Raw genomic sequence first — 17,942 nt, forward strand, 5'->3', positions numbered from 1 at the left:
CTTGAAGGGGCTTCACTTCTTGTGTACTACTACCTGTGACAGTTAGGGTGCGGAAGGTGGGTTGAATCTCTAAATACATGAGGTTAAATTTTGGTGAAGTTAAAAGTTGGGATCAATGGATTTGGTCGTATCGGTCGACTTTTACTGCGGGCGGGAATTAAAAACCCTAACCTTGAATTTATAGGTATTAATGATTTAGTTACACCCGATAATCTTGCTTACCTTTTAAGGTACGGCTCTACACACGGTAAGTTAAAAGGTAAGGTGGAAGCTAGAGAAGATGGAATGATAATTGATGGTCATTTTATCCCTTGTGTATCGGTAAGAAATCCGGCGGAATTGCCTTGGGGTAAATTAGGCGTAGATTATGTTGTTGAATGTACTGGATTCACCGACTATGCTGGGGCTAAAAACTATCTGAAAGCTGGTTGGTGCGAAGCGAGTTGTAATTTCTGCACGTACCAAGGAAGCAGACAAGGTAAAAACAATGGTGATGGGTGTAAATCATCAGTTGTTTAATCCAGCAAAGGATTTAATTTTTTTCAATGCTAATTGAAATACAAATTGTTTAGCCCCGATTGCTAAAGTTATCAATGACAACTTTGGTTTAACTAAAGGGTTGATGACTACAGTTCACGCGATGATAACTACTCAACCCACGGTAGGTAGCCCAAGTAAAAAAGATTGGCGCGGTGGACGTAGTGCAGCATGCAGCGAAAATATTATTCCTTCTTCCACAGGCCCGGCTAAGGCTGTGGCTTTGGTGTTACCGGAGTTGAAGGGTAAGTTAACTGGTATGGCTTTCCGAGTTCCAACACCGGATGTCTTTGTAGTTGACTTGACTTTCAAAACTGCTAAAGCTACCAGTTACAAAGAAATTTGTGCAGCGATGAAAAAGGCATCTGCGCGTGAGTTAGCAAGTGTTCTGAGGTATACTATGAGGCAGTGTTATCTACTGATTTTCAAGGTGATACCCATTCCAGTATTTTCGACGTAGGTGCAGGAATTGAATTAAATTCCAATTTCTTCAAAGCTGTCTGTTGGTATGACAACGAATGGGGTTATTCCAACTCTGTTATTAATTTGATGTTCTCAATGGCACAGAAAGAGTGATTTAGGTAATTGGGGACTGGGGATTGGGGCATGGGGCTTATAAAGTCCACGCCCAAACTTTTCACCATTTGCGGTGTATTAGTAGTGAGTTAAAAAGACCGATGGCTATTCTGCAAGATTTGTGTGGTCTGAATATTCTTTTGGGGAACCTACCAGCGGAAGGGTTGATGCTGGAAACGGGTAGTGAAGTTATCTTTCTCTTCCAGAAAAAGGGTGAAAGTATTGATGAAATTCCCCTACCACTACCAACTTTATTCCCAATGATGCGACCTGGTGAACCGATTTTGATTAATGATAGTCGTGTGAAGTTGATAAAATTTGCACCCATGTCCATATTGGGAGGTCGATTTCTACTCATAAGGGTGTGAATTTACCTGCTACTCCATTACCTTTGAGTTCAATCACGGAAAAGGATTTGATGGATTTGCGGTTTGGTATTCAGTTGGGTGTAGACTGGGTGGTAGTTTCTTTTGTGCGATCGCCCCAAGATTTAGAACTAGTAAAACCCATGATTGAAGCTACTGGTGCCAAAATTCGCGTCATTGCTAAAATTGAACGCCCTGAAGCTGTAGCACAGCTAGATGATATCTTCAAAGTTTCTGATGGAATTAACGGGACTTAAATAAAAGTTAACAGTAAAAAGGAGTATAATGGGCTTTCGGTGTAGCTTTCACGTTCCAAGAAGCTGATGAAAGAAACCACTGCCCCAGTAATGGCACCATGGTTTGAAAGATGGTGTTAAAGGTTTGATGATGTATTTACTCATCAAGGGGAAAGAAGAGAGTTTAGACATTATTTAGGGGGATGATTGGGTGAAAGTGAGAGAAAAAACCTATTTTAAATGGCAGAGAATGCCCTAGGGGTGACGTACCACCGATTACACCACGTTTTAACTGAAGCACCTTGGTCCAGTTCCCAAGTCAATGACCGTCGGTTAGAGATTGTGAACAAGTGTAGTCAGAGGAGAATCACAAGAGGATTTAGCTTAATAATTGATGATTATGACCATAGAAAAAGCGGGAATTTTAGGGATGGAGTAGGAAGAAAATATATTGGAGAAATTGGGAAAAGGGATAATGGGAATAGTAGTAGTAACAACACATCTATATGGCAGTAAAAGCTTACCATTAGATATAGAGTTATATCACCACGGTGATTCTTGACCCAAAGGGAAACAAGACCCTATATTTGAGAATAAACCTGAGTTAGGAATTAAATTAATAGATCTGACCTTAAGCCGTGGTAATCAACCAGGAATAGTAATTATAGATCCTGGATATGGCCACAATACATCTTTCTTATTAAAGATAGAAAATCGGCATTGAAAGTATTGAGGAGGACTAGCTAAAAATCCCAAAGTCCTTGCCAGTGACCAAGAGGATAGTCCATAAATAATTAGGTTAGATGAACTAGCACAAAGTTTACCCCAAGAGGCTTTTACAGAAATTGAACTGGAGTTAGATAAACCCAAAACATTATGGGTAGTAACTAAAGAAGTAGAAATATCAGCCTTAACTGGAAAGGGCAATATTGCTATCGTCATCAACGGTTCTACTTTCTCTCAAGCCACTGATATTGACTACTTTATGACCAACATTTCTTCATCAATTGTCACCCCCCAATGGATAGTTGATACATATTCTCAAAGAAATCGGGTAGAAGTTGTTTACAGGGAAGCCAAGGGATGGTTAGGACTCAAAGAATATCAAGTTGGAGATAACAGCAGTTTACTGCGCCATTGTATTTTGGTTTTCTGTGCCTACACTCTTTTCTTTGCCATCAGTGGACTGGAGGATTAAGACCAAGGTGGGCTAAGAAACCTTTGAATACTTTTACTGAAGCTTTAGAAGTGTTGAGAACAGCCATATCTTTTCTATTTATTGATTGGTTCAACTGGAATTACGTCCCGTTATGATTGCGCGGGGTCATTTAGGCGTAGAAATACCTATTCACGAAGTTCCTCTGATTGAAAATCAGATCACTCGTCGCTGTAATATTGCTGATAAGCCCGTAATTAAGGCTACCCAAATGCTAGAGTCAACTAGCGCCCCTGACCCTACCCGCCCTGAAGCCACTGACGTTGCGAATTCTATCTTGGATGGTACGGATGCCGTGGTGTTGTCTGGAGAAACTGCTGTAGATGAATATCCCATTGCGGCTGTTCAGACGATGCACACTGTGCAAACAGAAAAGGTGCTGGAGGAGGGTGCTAAACAGACTTGGAATAGTGAAGCGGGTTGTCTGAGTGTCACGGAATCAGTAGCCCAAGCAGTGTGTCGGATTGCTTATGAAACGGGCGCTAAAGCTATTCTTTGTAATTCTACTTCCAGGAATACAGCTAGACTAATTTCTAAATACCGTCCCCTGACTCCGATTATTACTCTCACCTCTAAGGCTATTGCTTACCGTCAGTTAGCTTTATCTTGGGGTGTAGAACCTTTGCTAATTCAAGCTGTTCATCATGCAGAGGCAATGTTTACAAATGTGGTAAACACAGTTATTGATAGGGATTGTGTGAAAAAAGGTGACAAGGTCGTAATTACCTCTGCTGTCCCAGTTGGTCAATCAGGAACAACCAGTTTAATCAAAGTGCATTCAATTGGACAGCCAATTACAGCATCAGACATCTAAAATGGGGCTAAGGAAGCGGTTTTTGCTTTCCTCGACTAGGTTTCATTAGGCAATAGTTAAGAAAAATTGCCAGAATCCGAATTATGTGGAAGATCAAAGAGTTTAAATAATTGGGGATTGGTAAATCCTACACCAAAAAAATTCACGGAGTATGTTATGCCTAAGAATTTACTGGAACAGTTGCGGGAAGTAACCGTTGTCGTGGCTGATACTGGGGATATCCAAGCAATTGAAAAGTTTAAACCCCAAGATGCTACTACCAATCCTTCACTGATTACTACTGCGGCACAAATGCCAGAATATGAGGATATTGTTGACCAAACTTTAATCAAAGCTAAAAAAGATGCAGGTTCTCAAGCTACCCAAGCACAGGTAGTTTCTTTGGCTTTTGACCGTTTGGCGGTGTCCTTTGGGTTGAGGATTTTGCAAATTATTCCCGGTCGGGTGTCTACTGAAGTAGATGCACGGTTATCTTATAATACAGATGCTACTGTAGCTAAAGCACGGGATTTGATTGCTCAGTATAAGGCAGCTGGTATTGCTAAAGAACGGGTTTTGATTAAAATTGCCGCTACTTGGGAAGGTATCAAGGCTGGGGAAATTTTGGAAAAAGAAGGTATTCACTGTAACTTAACTTTACTATTTGGTATCCACCAAGCGATAGCTTGTGCTGAAGCTGGTATCACTCTAATTTCCCCCTTCGTGGGACGCATCCTAGACTGGTATAAGAAAGATACCGGACGAGATAGCTATCCCTCTGCTGAAGATCCAGGTGTATTGTCTGTCACTAAAATCTATAACTACTACAAGAAATTCGGTTATAAAACTGAAGTTATGGGTGCAAGCTTCCGTAACATCGGCGAAATTACCGAACTTGCTGGTTGTGATTTGTTGACTATTTCTCCCAGTTTATTAACTGAATTGCAAAATACTGTTGCCGAATTACCACGGAAACTTGATCCCGCAAAGGTACCAGGTTTGTCAATTGAAAAAATCTCTGTTGATAAAGCCAGCTTTGATAAGATGCACGCTGGCGATCACATGGCATCTAATAAACTTGCAGAAGGTATAGATGGTTTCACCAAGGCTTTAATTACCTTAGAACAATTACTAGCAGAAAGATTAGCTCGTTTAGAGAGTGAAATGGTAGCTGCTGGTTAGGAAAATTGACCAATAATTTGATACATCTGGGGTGGGCAGTCCCCACCCTATTGTTTAGGGGTAGATGTATCTGTTACAAGATGTATAAATTTTTTCCTTTGACTTTGTATGCTTGCATGAATATATCCCACTAATATGATTTGCGGTCAAAAGTCTTCATTTTGTTGCAAATAAAAAACGAAAAATCAAGATTTTATACCACATCGTGAGTTTAAAAAATAGGTGTTTTTGGATTAGTGGGATAAGTTCGTGATATTTTCCCTATCAATATTTTTTACATTTATTTTCCTTGATAAGCTATGAAACTTGCATCCATATCAATCACTACCATACCACCCCGATTTCTCTCAATTTGTCGCCAGACTTCATAGCCCATGCAGGCAGATTGCCTTCTCCCAATCACCAAGTGAACACTTAGAAACTTCTAAATCCAAGGTCATATTTTTGATAATCCTCAATAATTGTTCATCTATTTCTGAAACTCCTTCCAAGAACCCATGATCTTTGTTATATATCCCCAACTTCTTAAATAAATTGGGGATTTGCGAAATATGGGTTAGATATTAACGCACTTCGTTCAAGCTCTCCACTTGCTTGGTAAACATCTGCGTGAACAAACTAAGTACAGTACGTTCCTCGCGAACTTTAATATTACCGGTAATTGACATCCCAGACTGTAATGCTATCTTTTTGCCTTGAGTTTCTAGTTTTTGTTTATGCAAGCTAACTCTGGCTGGAAATCTATAAAATTGATGAATTTGATCTGGGGGTAAAGCATCTGAACCGATATCAATCACCTGACCTTTAATATCTCCAAATTCGCTAAAAGGAAAGGAATCAATTCTCACATCTACGTTCATACCTACCCTTACAAATCCAATATCTTTATTGGTGATAAATACTTCAGCAACATATTTATCATTAGGTACAATTTGCAATAATTTTTGGGTGGTGTTTGCTACAAACCCAGGATTTTTGGCTTGCATATCGAACACTGTCCCTTCTATAGGAGCACGGACCTCTTGATATCTAACATTTAATTGCGTCTGGGAAATCTTACTGTTAATATCTCCCAATTTCTGCTCATTATCCAGAATAATCTTCATAAATTGGCTGTCTATTTCGGCAATCCTCTTTTTGTTGTTAGCTATCTGCTCCAGAACGTTTTTATCAGTAACTGCTACTGTATTAGTTACTTCCTGCTGTCCTTTTTGAATATCAAGCTGGAGGCGTTTTTCTTCCTCAGTTAATTGTGATATTTCTGCTTTTAAAGTTTGTACTTGTTGTTGCTGATTGAGATATTGCAGTTGAGAAATTCCACCTTCGACTGCTAATATTTTGAGTTTATCCAAAATCTGTGTTTGAATGGCTAAACTATCTTGAGTATTTCTTATTTTGACGATGGTTTGTGATAGTTGCTTCCTGATTTTTTCAACTTCTAATTTAGCTGCGCTAGATCGGGAATCTAATTCCCTCTTCGCTGCTATGAGGCGTTGTTGTTCATCAATTCCGTTGCTATTTTCTGGTGGAGTATTCTTTAATTGAGAACGCAGTAGTTCATTTTCTGTTACTAATGATGCTCGATGTTTAAGGAGAAAAGCAGATTCTGGTGACAAGTTACTACGTAAAAAGTCCAACTCTGAGGTGATACCTGTGCTTGCTCCCATCAAGCGACGATAAATATCGTTTTCTTTAGTTAAAGCAACGCGAATTTTATTTAAGGAACTTAACTCAGCTAAAGTTGCAACCGATTCAAATGTTAAGATCAAGTCTCCTTTTTTTACGGTTTGACCATCTTTTACATAAACAGATTTTACAACTCCATTAATGGGAGCTTGTACTTCTTTGACTGTTCCCTCTGGTTTTAATTGACCTGTTGCTGGAACTACTTGTTCAAGTTTGGAAAAATAAGCCCACCCAACTCCAAAACAGGCTACAACCATCAAGGTAATCATGATGGTACGTGACCATATTGGTGATTGACATAAGACTATAGACTGTTCAAATTCATCCTGCTTATAGGCATTAGTTAAGGATGCTATTTTAGCTTTTTTGCGAGGTGTCAGCAACTGTAGACTTTGATTTTTTCCATTGCCGTTGCTATTGATTTGGTTAGCATTAAGTTGAGTCATAACAATTTTAGTTTTCTTTACTCAGGATTTGATGACTAAGAGATTTAAGAGGATTAATATTGATTTGGAGATGATTTAAGATTGATACTGATTTTAGTTCGCTCCGTATATTATGCTGGAATTTTGAATTGATAACTTATCTATGAGCAATTGTTAATTAGTCTCAAGTCTTATCAACTGATAAGTGACAACTGAACTAATTAAAAATTAACTTCTTGTTGTTGATAAAGGTAAAAATAATACCCTTTAACAGTCATTAATTCTCGATGGCTACCTTGTTCAATTACACGACCACCATCCATGACAACAATTGTATTGGCATTACTAACTGTATTAATACGGTGAGTAATAAAGAAGACGGTTGTTTCTTGAAATGCTCTGGCTAAATTGAGACATATTTGTCTTTCGGTGGGATAATCTAAGGCGCTGGTAGCTTCGTCCAATACTAATAATTTAGGTTTTTGTAAAATTGAACGTGCGATCGCAACTCTCTGTCTTTGCCCCCCAGAGAGGGCTGAACCTCTTTCTCCAACTCTGGTGTTATAACCATTGGGCAGGTTCATGATAAATTCGTGAGCAACAGCAATTCGTGCAGCTTCGATAATTTCTTCTGTTGTTGCATCAGGATTTGTCAGGGCAATGTTTTCCTGAACTGTGCCATCAAACAATAGTGGGTCTTGCGGAACGACACCAATTTGTCTACGCACAGAATAAAGTTCAACTTTGCTAATGTCATAACCATCAATCAAAATTCTGCCAGATTGGACATTATAAAGTCTGAGCAGTAATTTCATCATTGTGCTTTTACCGGAACCACTTTGCCCAACAATACCCACAAACCTACCCGCTGAAAAGTCGAGGCTAACATTGTTCAGTTGCAGTGGTCCACTAGGAGCAAATCGGAAAGAAACATTTTCATATTTTACAGCCCCAAGTATTGCAGGTAAGGGGATATTATCTCTGTCTAATTCTGCTTCTCTTGGTGTATCAATAATATCGCTTAATCGTTCTAAGGATAATCCTGTTTCTTGGAAGTTTTGCCAGATTTGTGCTAAACGCAAGATGGGGCTAGTAACGTAACTTGAGATAATTCTAAAGGCGATTAATTCCCCTAAAGTTAACTCTTTTTGTAATACTAAATAAGCTCCTACCCACAAAACTAGTAAGCTGCTTAGTTTATTGAGAAACTGACTGGTGGAATTAGCCAAAGTGGAAGTTATCACAGTTTTAAACCCTGCGGCCACAAACCTTGCATAACGTTCTTGCCAGGAAAAACGCGAGCGCAACTCAATATTTTGCGCTTTTACTGTTTGAATGCCTGACATGACCTCAACTAAATAAGATTGAGTTTCGGCGTTGCGTTCAGCTTTGGCTCGTAGCTGTCGACTTACTGTGGGAGCGGCAATTAATGTAATGACCACAAATAGAGGAATTGTCCCTAACCCAACTAAGGTCAGTTGCCAACTATAAAACAGCATAACGATGATATAAACCACCGAGAATACTGCATCTAATCCCACTGTTAAAGCCGTACCTGTGAGGAACTGACGGATATTTTCTAATTCATTGATACGAGTAGAGAGTTCACCTACTGGTCGGCGTTCAAAATAGCGCAATGGTAATCTGAGTAAGTGGTCAATAATTTGTGACCCCAGGCTCATATCAATCCGATTAGTCGTATCTACAAATAAGTAAGTCCGTAATGTGGTGAGAATTGCTTCAAATACACCAACGGCTAATAGTAGAACTCCTAAAATATTCAGGGTACTAATACTATTTTGAACAATGACTTTATCAATGATTAACTGAATAACTAGAGGATTGGCTAATGCTGCCAGTTGTACAAAAAATGACGCAATGAATACTTCTATTAAGACTCGACGGTAACGTGATAGATATGGTAAAAACCAGCTTAAACCAAAGCGTTCTTGGGGTGTTTCTTGTGTCGCACTAAATAATAGTGCCCTTAGTTGTGGCTGTAAGTTGGTTTCATCAGTTTCTAATTCTTCGAGTAGTTTGCCGGGTTTGCAATTGATGATACCTTTTGATGGCACAGCTAAAACTACTGTATTTGCTTCTACTGCATAGATGACAGCAAAACTATCTCTATATTGAATTAATGCTGGTGTGGGGATCCGTGTAATAGAGGTAGCAGGAACATCTACTAATTGGGTTTTGAGGCCAATTAATTCTCCTAAATAAGCACAAAGTTGAAAAGATATGACACCCTGGCGTTTAATTTGCTCGTTTAAAAGCCGACGGATTACTTCTTTACGCAAGGGAATTTCTAAGTGCTTGGCCAGCATTTGGAAACAGGCAAGAGTAGAATTTAATTCACCCTGTCCGCGAAAAAATGGATATTCTTTATTTTTTTGTTTAACTTGTGATGTTTGGGTTGGTGAGGCAAAAACTTCTTCTGTTGATGCGTAGGGAATCTCTAACTCATCTCTGATTTGTTCTTGATTGTCTGGAAGTTCTTCTTCTGTATGATCATTATTCAAGAATAATAAGTCTGCGGCATTGATCCCTACTAACCTTGCTGGAGCGTTCCCCGTTACCTCTACAATATCTCTTAAGTTGTTAGGTTCTAACTGAGAACCAGGGGGAATATTACTTATTGTCCCACCACCGCTGACGAACCAGATGCGATTAGTTTCCAGTTGGTTAAAGGAAGTTTTTCCTAGTGGTAGGTGCTGGATTTTTACACTTGATACAATTTGTTGGGTAATTTCTTTTAAATTTAAACTAGCATTGGCTTGTTGGGCTAACTGTGGACTGAGAATATCGAATATTTCGATTAAATTACTCACGTTCTGACGCGCATTTGCAAATGCCGAATTTTGGGCAAGTAAACCTAAGTAATCGGCTGTGCTGAAGGTTAAACAGATAACTTCGGTGGATGCGATAGCTGTTTCACAGGAAATATGCCTTAATAAACTAATCTCCCCAATTATTGCTCCGGGTTCTAGTATTTTTAAAGTAATTGGCAATTTAGTCTGAGGGTGATATGCTAATAACCGCACTCTTCCTTCATAAGGAATTGCTATGCGATCGGGTAGTTTTTCTTTACCAATTATTTTTTGACCTATACGGTAGCGTAAAGCTTGCTGTTGTGAAAGTAAATTATTTTTGTCCGCTGTCGATAGTAGTTCAAATCCGTCAACGGTATTGAGAAATTCAGTAAAGGCGTTATTACTATAAGTCATGTTTATGAAAAATACTTAATAGGTCATGTTTATGAAAACTATTTAATTTAATTAATATCAGTTATGGGAAATTAATTAACTGGTTGATGTTTGCCACCAGCATGGAACTTGTGATAACTTTTACCTGGATGATAAAAATTTGAAACTTTGGGCTGGTAATCATTACCCTGGCAAATCCAATATCATTTCTGATTCTAGATTTATCATTGATACATAAAAGTATCAGGGATATTTCAGATTTTTTTACAGATGCAGGAATCAGAACTAAATCAACCAGGCTTATATTAGATACGCTCTATAAGGTTTTTTTATGCCTCATCTTCCTGAAAACTCACATATCTAATTGCTTAATTTGCCAGTTTTGTGCGGCTATTTGTGCTTGTAGCCAACTCTGAAACCGTTCATTGAGCAATCGCTGATGCATAGGACGATCTAATTGGGCAGGTAAGAACTTTTCTAGACGGACAATTACTATCCATTCTCCTATTTGATTGGGTGGTGAAAGTTGCTGTGGTTGGCTCACAGACAAGATTTGTATCAACCGTGGATGAAGAGATTGTAGTTCCACCGGTCCAACTAAACCATCTGTTTGAGCTTCAGTCCCTTGGGCATATTCCCGTGCTAGTTGAGCAAAAGATTGTTCTCCTTCTTGGATCCGGAAATAAATTTCTTGGGCAATACCAATTTCATAGGTGGTGATTAGGGAGTAGATAACTCGATCCAACTGGGATTTGCGCTGGAAAAAGTAAGAGTGTAAATCTTGTCCCCAAGTAGCTTCTTTGAACTTCTCCAGTTTGAGTTGGCGAATTGCCATTGTATTCAACTGTTCAGAACTTATATTCTGTTCTTGTCGCCCTTGATATTGTTGAGCTAACTGTTCACAGGCAAGTTTTTCTTCTTGTGGCGTACACTCAATCTGTGCGATCGCTTGGTCAATAACTACCTCTTTAAGTAATGGAGGGATTAATTGGTATTTGCCCAGTAATTCCAGAACTTCTGGGGCTGTGAGTAAGTGAGATCTTTCCTCGCCGGAGGCATCGCCAAATTGCAGAACTGGATTCATATCACTTGTGAGCAGATTTACCACCGTTATCAATTGCTTTTAACAACTTAATAGAAATAGATTTTAGTTAGTTTATCTAAAGGTTAAGTTAGCAAATATTTTACAACCTACTCCTTCATTTTTAGCTCTTTCTGTATGTGGATAGATAGTTACTAAAAATCATGGCATAAACTGAATATGCTCTTGTCAACTCTAGCAACAAACGCATCTATTTGCATATATCGTACCAAGCTATCATAATTTTTTGAATTTGCAACCTTAAACTGGCAGTCTGGTAGGAAAACTTTGAAATTGAACATCTTGTCCGGCTGATTACTTGTAATAAACTTTAAAAATCCAAGGTTTCAAATCAAGACGCTGTATGTCTTGTAGTGTATGCCTCGAAACATATTTTTTTCTTTTCCTTCAATAAATCGCGCAGCCTCCTGATGAGGGGGTAACAAGCACATTGAACACAGGATTGAGTGTAGTGTGTAGCCTACACACTACACTCAATCCTGTTTGTTCTATCGGCACGTAAACAAAAATCAAGCCCAAATGTAGCCCAAACTGGCTTGATAAGAAGTAAACACGTCCGGATTCCAGTTGAACCAATCAATAAATAGAAAAGATATGGCTGTTCTCAACACTTCTAAAGCTTCAGTAAAAGTATTCAAAGGTTTCTTAGCCCACCTTGGTCTTAATCCTCCAGTCCACTGATGGCAAAGAATAAAAGTGTAGGCACAGAAAACCAAAATAAAATAGCGCAGTAAACTGCTGTTATCTCCAACTTGATATTCTTTGAGTCCTAACCATCCCTTGGCTTCCCTGTAAACAACTTCTACCCAATTTCTTTGAGAATATGTATCAACTATCCATTGGGGTGTGACAATTGATCAAGAAACCTTGGTCATAAAGTAGTCAATATCAGTGGCTCGAGAGAAAGTAGAACCGTTGATGAGGATAGCAATATTGCCCTTTCCAGTTAAGGCTGATATTTCTACTTCTTTAATTACTACCCATGATATTTTGGGTTTATCTAACTGCAGTTGAATTTCTGTAACAGCCTCTTGGGTTAAACTTTGTGCTAATTCATCTAACCTAATTATTGCTGGACTATCCTCTTGGTCACTGCTAAGGACTGTGGGATTTTTAGCTAATCCTCCTCAATACTTTCAATTCCGATTTTCTATCTTTAATAAGAAAGATGTATTGTGGCCATATCCAGGATCTATAATTACTATTCCTGGTTGATAACCACGGCTTAAGGTCAGATCTATTAATTTAATTCCTAACTCAGGTTTATTCTCAAATCGAGGGTCTTGTTTCCCTTTGGGTCAAGAATCACCGTGGTGATCTAACTCTATATCTAATGGTAAGCTTTTACTGCCATCATATAGATGTGTTGTTAATACTACTATTCCAGTATCCCTTTTCCCGATTTCTCCAATATATTCTCTTCCTACTCCATCCCTAAAATTCCCCCTTTTTCTATGGACAGAATCATCAATTATTAAGCTAAATCCTCTGGTGATTCTCCTCTGACTACACTTGTTCATCATCTCTAACCGACGGTCATTGACTTGGGAACTGGACCAAGGTGCTTCAGTTAAAACGTGGTGTAATCGGTGGTACGTAACTTCTAGGGCATTCTCTGCCATTTAAAATAGGTTTTTTCTCTTACTTTCACCTAATCATCCCCCTAAATAATGTCTAAACTCTCTTCTTTCCCCTTGATGAGTAAATACATCATCAAACCTTTAACACCATCTTTCAAACCATGGTGCTATTGCTGCGGCAGTAGTTTCTTTCATCAGCTTCTTTTAACGTGAAAGCTACACCGAAATTGCATTATACTCCTAAGTCCCGTTAATTAAATTACAGTAATATCACTATTACCCACAAGACGCTAACCAGCTAGAGTTGCACTACGAACAGTTAAACCCGCGTAATTACCATCAGTATCAAAGAATCATGCACCGTTGCTGGTGTTGTAAATCAGGTATGGTTGTAAGCTATCAGTAGCTGTAGTCACACCTGTACCGTAAATTAAAGCTGTAGAGTTTAAAGGGGAGCAACACGATTTCATAACGTGGGGCAAAAGTGTGCTTTTAGCTACGCCAGCCAAGACATGGCTAAAAGATTTTTCTGGAATTAAAGTAAAATAAATCATATTAAATAAATAGAATTCCAAGACAAAGTATCTTCTCAAAATATCCTCAGAAGACTTGCATTCAATCGTTTGTGGCTGGTGGGAATAAGCTGCTTAGGTCAGTCAGCAAATAAGCAGGTATTGATTAGCATAGAAAATTCTGTTAAATGGGAGTTGTAGGTATAAAATATTAGACAGTCTGAAGATGGATAAAAGAGGTAAAAATTGAATTACAGAAATTATGCCAACTTCCAGCTATCCGATGTAAAATAATTTCCCCATTTTCTCTTAACCAAAATTCACTGTTTCCTTTCATTCTTAAATTGACAACTTGGTGGATTAAACTTCCCATAGCTCCACTACCAATAGGTAATTTACGGGCTGAAACTTTAGCATAGTTCAAACGTTCTTCCCCATAGGCACGTAAAAGATAATTTCTTTGTTTAACCAGAGTTTAAGAATGCTCTCCTACTGCTGAAGCAATAAATTCATCCATATTAATGCACCTTCTCTAATCTTTTCTTCATGGGCTTTAAAAGTTTGTCCATTCCATTAGGGAATGTTATTTTTTCTAAAAGTTTCGTAACTTGCTCTTGAAAATCTTTCAAACATTTGGTCAAATTAAGACTTGAATATATATTTCTTGTCATTAATTAATGGTAGGTATTCCCTGTTTTTTCTTTGGAGATCCTACCTTTTTTTTGACCACAATAGCAGTGTGTCTCAGCTTCTCTCATCTGGTAAATTTTCTTAAGCAATTTCATGTGAGATACATGTATAAGATATTTTAGTAGTAAGGTAAATGATTTGTATCGATGCCTGTTTTAGGTTTAGTGAGCGCACAGTTTTTACCCCACCTCACAAAATCGCGTTGCTCCCTTTCCATGTTAGCAAGAATAAGTTCTCCAGAGCTACCTGTGCCAGTAGTAAATCGCACGACAACCTTGGTTTGTCCAGACCTGACTAGTGCCAAATCTGTCCATCCATCTTCTTTGAAGTCACCGAGAGTAAGTGCGCGGGTAGTCTGACCGATTGTGTATGTGAAAGTAGGGGTATTAAAACTATCATTTAAATTACGTAATAACACGTGAAGATCATTTTTGCCAGGTGTAAGTGACCCTGCTGGTAAGTCTGGCTTCCCATCACTGTTGAAGTCTCCCAGTGCGGTCGCAAGTAGTCCAGCTTGAGGAATAGCATAATTGAATTCTTGACTGTGTTGAAAGTACCATCCCCATTACCTGAAAGGATTGAGATATTGCTGCTACTGAAAGTTGTCAAGTCAGTGTTTGCTGTTGCCAAGTCCAGGTCGCCATCACTGTCGAAGTCTCCTGTAAATACTGATACAGACACCAAAGGACCCAAAGTTCCTACACTAAAGTTAGCAGCAGCGCCGAAGCTTCCTGTGCCATCGCCCAATAGGACTGAGACATTTTCATCACCATAGTTCGCTACTACTACATCTAGCTTGCTGTCTCCGGTGAGGTCTCCCAAAACTACAGAATAAGAGCGATCTCCGTCCGCAAGATGGTCTACTGTAGCAAATAATATTGACACAACTTGCTAGCTAAAATTGTTTTAGTATTTTCAGTTTATTTATATAAACTGAATTTCTCCGGTTCAGGATCATTTTCATCTACTGACGAATACTACCTGCTCTGGAATTATTACCAATTACTTTAAGCTGAAAATATCTCTTAACTAATAATGATTACGATATTTTTACCAAAAATTTATTTTATTAAAAATAAAAAATAATCACAGGGAAAAGCCTCCTTGTAAACATCTACAAAGAAGCCAAAGTTTTATTCATAGTATTTAGCAGTTACCTTTTAGGTTTTAGGTTTTAGCTATCCTTGTATAATCAGGATTGGCAAATATGAATTTGTCCTAATTACCCTGGTAACTGCTTTATTAATAAATACCTGAGTAACATTTATTGCAGATCTTCTCAACAAAAATCTCTGTATTCCTTGCCTGTTAACTATTCTCTCTCCTCAATATGAAATTGATTTTGCACGACTACTTGATTATTTCGTTACAAGAATCTTCGTTAAGATACATTACCGATTAGCGGAATCGGCGGGGATTCAAGATAGTACGATTTTGTGGTTGGGACTGACGATGAATTGATACTCCATTTCGCAGTTTACTGGCTGTGCCGCCATCTTTGGGATCTAGGAATGGTTTCAAATTAATTCCACTTCTGGATGAACTAGCACGATTATTACGACCTAAAAGGCTGCGTCCTAAATTGTCTAATTCGTTAGATCCTGCTGGGTTGCCATTAGTATAAGTGTTAACAGATATGGTTTGTTGTCCGTTATCAGCATTAGCTAAGTTATTGAAAACACTACTTCGGACAGCATAAGGATCTTTACCACGAGGCACGGTGAGAACAATGCGACAACCGGAGTTAGCCTCAGTAGTGACACAGATAATATTTTCGTTATTTTCTACACCTATCTGGAGTTCTTGTAAGCCGTCTGGGCGATATAATTCTAACCGATTGGCGATCGCATCACATCGTTTTTGAGCATCCCAACCACCACCCATGTTTTGTGGTGCAGCCCAAGCAAAAAATTGACCTGGTTGACTTTGGGGCTGGTACATTACGGTATATTGACCGTTGTAATATTGACAACTGAATCTTTTGCTACTATCCAAAGTTCTGGAAGTCGGTATATTGGTGGGTGAGCCTGATGGTACAGTGGGAACAACAACACTATCAGTTTGGGCACAAGCTACAGAATTTCCTACAAGTAAGGATATACTCAGACTACTCAACAATAAGAACTGAACTGATTGTGATGGCATAATTCAAGCGCTAAATATATATTCATGTTTACCATGACGAAGAATTTTATTTTTTGATTCATCTTTGTTCCTGTTATTTTAAAATTTTCCCTGCTTGAGAAATTGGAATGTTAGACCACATTTTTGATTATTTACACTTTCATTTCACCATTGAAGCCCCGATAGTATTGCTAATCTTGGTTTTCCTAGAAGCGGTGCTATCTGCTGATAATGCGATCGCCCTCGCTGCAATCGCTCAAGGACTGGAAGACAAAACTCTAGAACGTCAAGCCCTAAATATCGGGTTAGTTTTTGCCTATGTCCTGCGAATCACGCTGTTACTAACAGCTACGTGGGTACAAAAATTCTGGCAATTTGAACTACTGGGGGCTGCTTACCTGCTGTGGCTAGTGTTCCAACACTTTTCACAAGAAGAGGAAGAAAATCACCATCACGGTCCGCGTTTTAATTCTTTGTGGCAAGCTATACCTGTCATTGCTTTTACTGATTTGGCGTTTTCCTTGGATAGTGTAACAACTGCGATCGCTGTTTCTCAAGAATGGTGGTTGGTAATTACAGGAACAACCATCGGTATTGTGGCACTCCGCTTTATGGCTGGATTATTTATTCGCTGGTTAGATGAATATGAAAACTTAGAAGATGCTGGTTATATTACTGTAGCCTTTGTGGGTTTACGCCTGCTGCTCAAAGTCATCAACGATGACTTAGTTCCACCCCAATGGATTATGGTTAGTGCGATCGCTATCATCTTAGGCTGGGGATTTTCCAAACGCACACTCATAAAATCAGTTGCAGAAGAACCCGAAAAAAGTGAAGTGTCCAAGTAGGTATTGGGGACTGGGGAAGATGGGGGTGATGAGGATGATGGGGAAGTAATTTTCCTAATCACCAATCACCAATCACCAATCACCAATCACCAATCACCAATCACCAATCACCAATCACCTAACTACTCATGTAACCAAGGAGTTAACTGTGGTTGCCAAGCAACTAATTCTTCATCCTTAAACCACAGCGCAATTTCATATTGTGCAGTTTCAGGAGCATCAGAACCGTGGATCAAGTTGCGACCAACATTAATACCAAAATCGCCGCGAATTGTTCCTGGTTCTGAATTTAAGGGGTTTGTTGCACCAATAATTTTTCTGGCAGAAGCAATAACACCATCACCTTCCCAGACCATCGCTACAACAGGTCCAGAAGTGATAAATTCTACCAAACTAGGGAAGAAAGGTCTTTCCCGGTGAACAGCATAATGTTGCTCAGCTAATTCCCGGCTGACTTTTTGAAACTTCAAGGCAATGAGGGTAAAGCCTTTAGTTTCAAAGCGACGGATAATTTCACCTACCAGTCTGCGCTGGACTCCATCAGGCTTGATTGCTAAAAATGTGCGTTCCAAAGCTATCTCCCAAAACTTAATAAAGTTTTTATGCGTTAATTGTCAGTCGTTATTATGTATTCTGTCCAGTAGTTGCAGAATATTTACTCAGGGGAGGGAGACTCACAAGGGTAGGTTTTTTACTTCCTCGTGAGGGTAAGACTTGGTGGAGAAGACAGACAAGGTCACAAGGGAGGAAAACAATACAAATCATGTACGTTTGGTCACAAGAACAGACCATCAAAAGACCATTTTGGGTAGAAAATCTTCCTTGTCTACTTTCCCTCCTTATTTTCCAAGTCCTACCTCCACC

14 protein-coding genes and 4 pseudogenes are annotated in these 17,942 nt (G+C 38.9%); 7 read left to right on the top strand and 11 right to left on the bottom strand.

Features of this window, described 5'->3' with window-relative positions; all coding sequences use genetic code 11:
- Positions 1-90: 90 nt before the first annotated feature.
- The 6 genes and pseudogenes from AAZO_RS08695 to AAZO_RS08715 all read left to right on the top strand — a co-directional run bounded on the left by AAZO_RS08695 (position 91) and on the right by AAZO_RS08715 (position 4,905).
- Positions 91-1,113 (top strand): annotated as a pseudogene (locus AAZO_RS08695) (type I glyceraldehyde-3-phosphate dehydrogenase).
- Between the two features lie 23 nt (positions 1,114-1,136).
- The gene (locus AAZO_RS41145; protein WP_049790627.1) at positions 1,137-1,481 is read left to right on the top strand and encodes a pyruvate kinase; all 345 of its coding nucleotides are present in this window, start codon (positions 1,137-1,139) and stop codon (positions 1,479-1,481) included.
- Entirely contained in the window at positions 1,478-1,735 is a 258-nt protein-coding gene (locus tag AAZO_RS41150; RefSeq protein ID WP_049790628.1) for a pyruvate kinase, read from the top strand. Before AAZO_RS41145 ends, AAZO_RS41150 begins: the two co-directional genes overlap by 4 nt.
- A 66-nt stretch (positions 1,736-1,801) precedes the next feature.
- Positions 1,802-3,028, top strand: a pseudogene (locus AAZO_RS29500) (IS701 family transposase).
- Positions 2,998-3,744 (top strand): pyruvate kinase, encoded by a 747-nt coding sequence (locus AAZO_RS08710; RefSeq protein ID WP_228371580.1) that lies wholly within the window; start codon positions 2,998-3,000, stop codon positions 3,742-3,744. Before AAZO_RS29500 ends, AAZO_RS08710 begins: the two are co-directional and overlap by 31 nt.
- Before the next feature lie 156 nt (positions 3,745-3,900).
- Positions 3,901-4,905 (top strand): transaldolase, encoded by a 1,005-nt coding sequence (locus tag AAZO_RS08715; RefSeq protein WP_013190956.1) that lies wholly within the window; start codon positions 3,901-3,903, stop codon positions 4,903-4,905.
- Between the two features lie 365 nt (positions 4,906-5,270).
- Here AAZO_RS08715 and AAZO_RS42430 read toward each other — a convergent pair whose 3' ends face one another.
- From AAZO_RS42430 to AAZO_RS08760, 10 genes and pseudogenes are all read right to left on the bottom strand, one after another.
- On the bottom strand, positions 5,271-5,426 hold the full coding sequence (locus AAZO_RS42430) for a hypothetical protein (protein ID WP_228371581.1): 156 nt from the start codon (positions 5,424-5,426) through the stop codon (positions 5,271-5,273).
- A gap of 42 nt (positions 5,427-5,468) precedes the next feature.
- On the bottom strand, positions 5,469-7,037 hold the full coding sequence (locus AAZO_RS08720; protein ID WP_013190957.1) for a beta-barrel domain-containing protein: 1,569 nt from the start codon (positions 7,035-7,037) through the stop codon (positions 5,469-5,471).
- Positions 7,038-7,237: 200 nt separating this feature from the next.
- Positions 7,238-10,243 carry a peptidase domain-containing ABC transporter gene (locus AAZO_RS08725; protein WP_013190958.1) on the bottom strand — a complete coding sequence of 1,002 codons (3,006 nt, stop codon included), beginning with the start codon at positions 10,241-10,243 and terminating at the stop codon, positions 7,238-7,240.
- Positions 10,244-10,574: 331 nt separating this feature from the next.
- Complete coding sequence (locus tag AAZO_RS08730; protein ID WP_013190959.1) at positions 10,575-11,306, bottom strand: peptidylprolyl isomerase; 732 nt, start codon at positions 11,304-11,306, stop codon at positions 10,575-10,577.
- Between the two features lie 527 nt (positions 11,307-11,833).
- A pseudogene (locus tag AAZO_RS29510) lies at positions 11,834-13,099 on the bottom strand (IS701 family transposase).
- Between the two features lie 158 nt (positions 13,100-13,257).
- Positions 13,258-13,458 (bottom strand): hypothetical protein, encoded by a 201-nt coding sequence (locus tag AAZO_RS08740; RefSeq protein ID WP_013190960.1) that lies wholly within the window; start codon positions 13,456-13,458, stop codon positions 13,258-13,260.
- 169 nt (positions 13,459-13,627) lie between these two features.
- Positions 13,628-13,933 (bottom strand): annotated as a pseudogene (locus tag AAZO_RS08745) (ISLre2-like element ISCst1 family transposase); the annotation flags it as partial.
- A 291-nt stretch (positions 13,934-14,224) separates the two neighbouring features.
- Positions 14,225-14,599: an FG-GAP repeat domain-containing protein gene (locus AAZO_RS08750; protein WP_228371682.1), complete on the bottom strand. Its 375-nt coding sequence runs from the start codon at positions 14,597-14,599 to the stop codon at positions 14,225-14,227.
- Positions 14,506-14,928: an FG-GAP repeat domain-containing protein gene (locus AAZO_RS08755; RefSeq protein ID WP_187289626.1), complete on the bottom strand. Its 423-nt coding sequence runs from the start codon at positions 14,926-14,928 to the stop codon at positions 14,506-14,508. The genes AAZO_RS08750 and AAZO_RS08755 overlap by 94 nt, the downstream gene beginning before the upstream one ends.
- Before the next feature lie 576 nt (positions 14,929-15,504).
- On the bottom strand, positions 15,505-16,251 hold the full coding sequence (locus tag AAZO_RS08760; protein ID WP_013190963.1) for a COP23 domain-containing protein: 747 nt from the start codon (positions 16,249-16,251) through the stop codon (positions 15,505-15,507).
- 107 nt (positions 16,252-16,358) lie between these two features.
- Between AAZO_RS08760 and AAZO_RS08765 the strand changes: the two genes are divergently transcribed.
- Positions 16,359-17,078: a TerC family protein gene (locus AAZO_RS08765; protein WP_013190964.1), complete on the top strand. Its 720-nt coding sequence runs from the start codon at positions 16,359-16,361 to the stop codon at positions 17,076-17,078.
- Between the two features lie 122 nt (positions 17,079-17,200).
- Here the strand turns inward: AAZO_RS08765 and ndk are convergent, their stop codons facing one another.
- A complete protein-coding gene (ndk, locus tag AAZO_RS08770) occupies positions 17,201-17,650 on the bottom strand; it encodes a nucleoside-diphosphate kinase (protein WP_013190965.1) in 450 nt (149 codons plus the stop codon).
- Positions 17,651-17,942: the final 292 nt, after the last annotated feature.

It is taken from the genome of 'Nostoc azollae' 0708 (assembly GCF_000196515.1).
Classification (GTDB): Bacteria; Cyanobacteriota; Cyanobacteriia; order Cyanobacteriales; family Nostocaceae; genus Trichormus_B; species Trichormus_B azollae.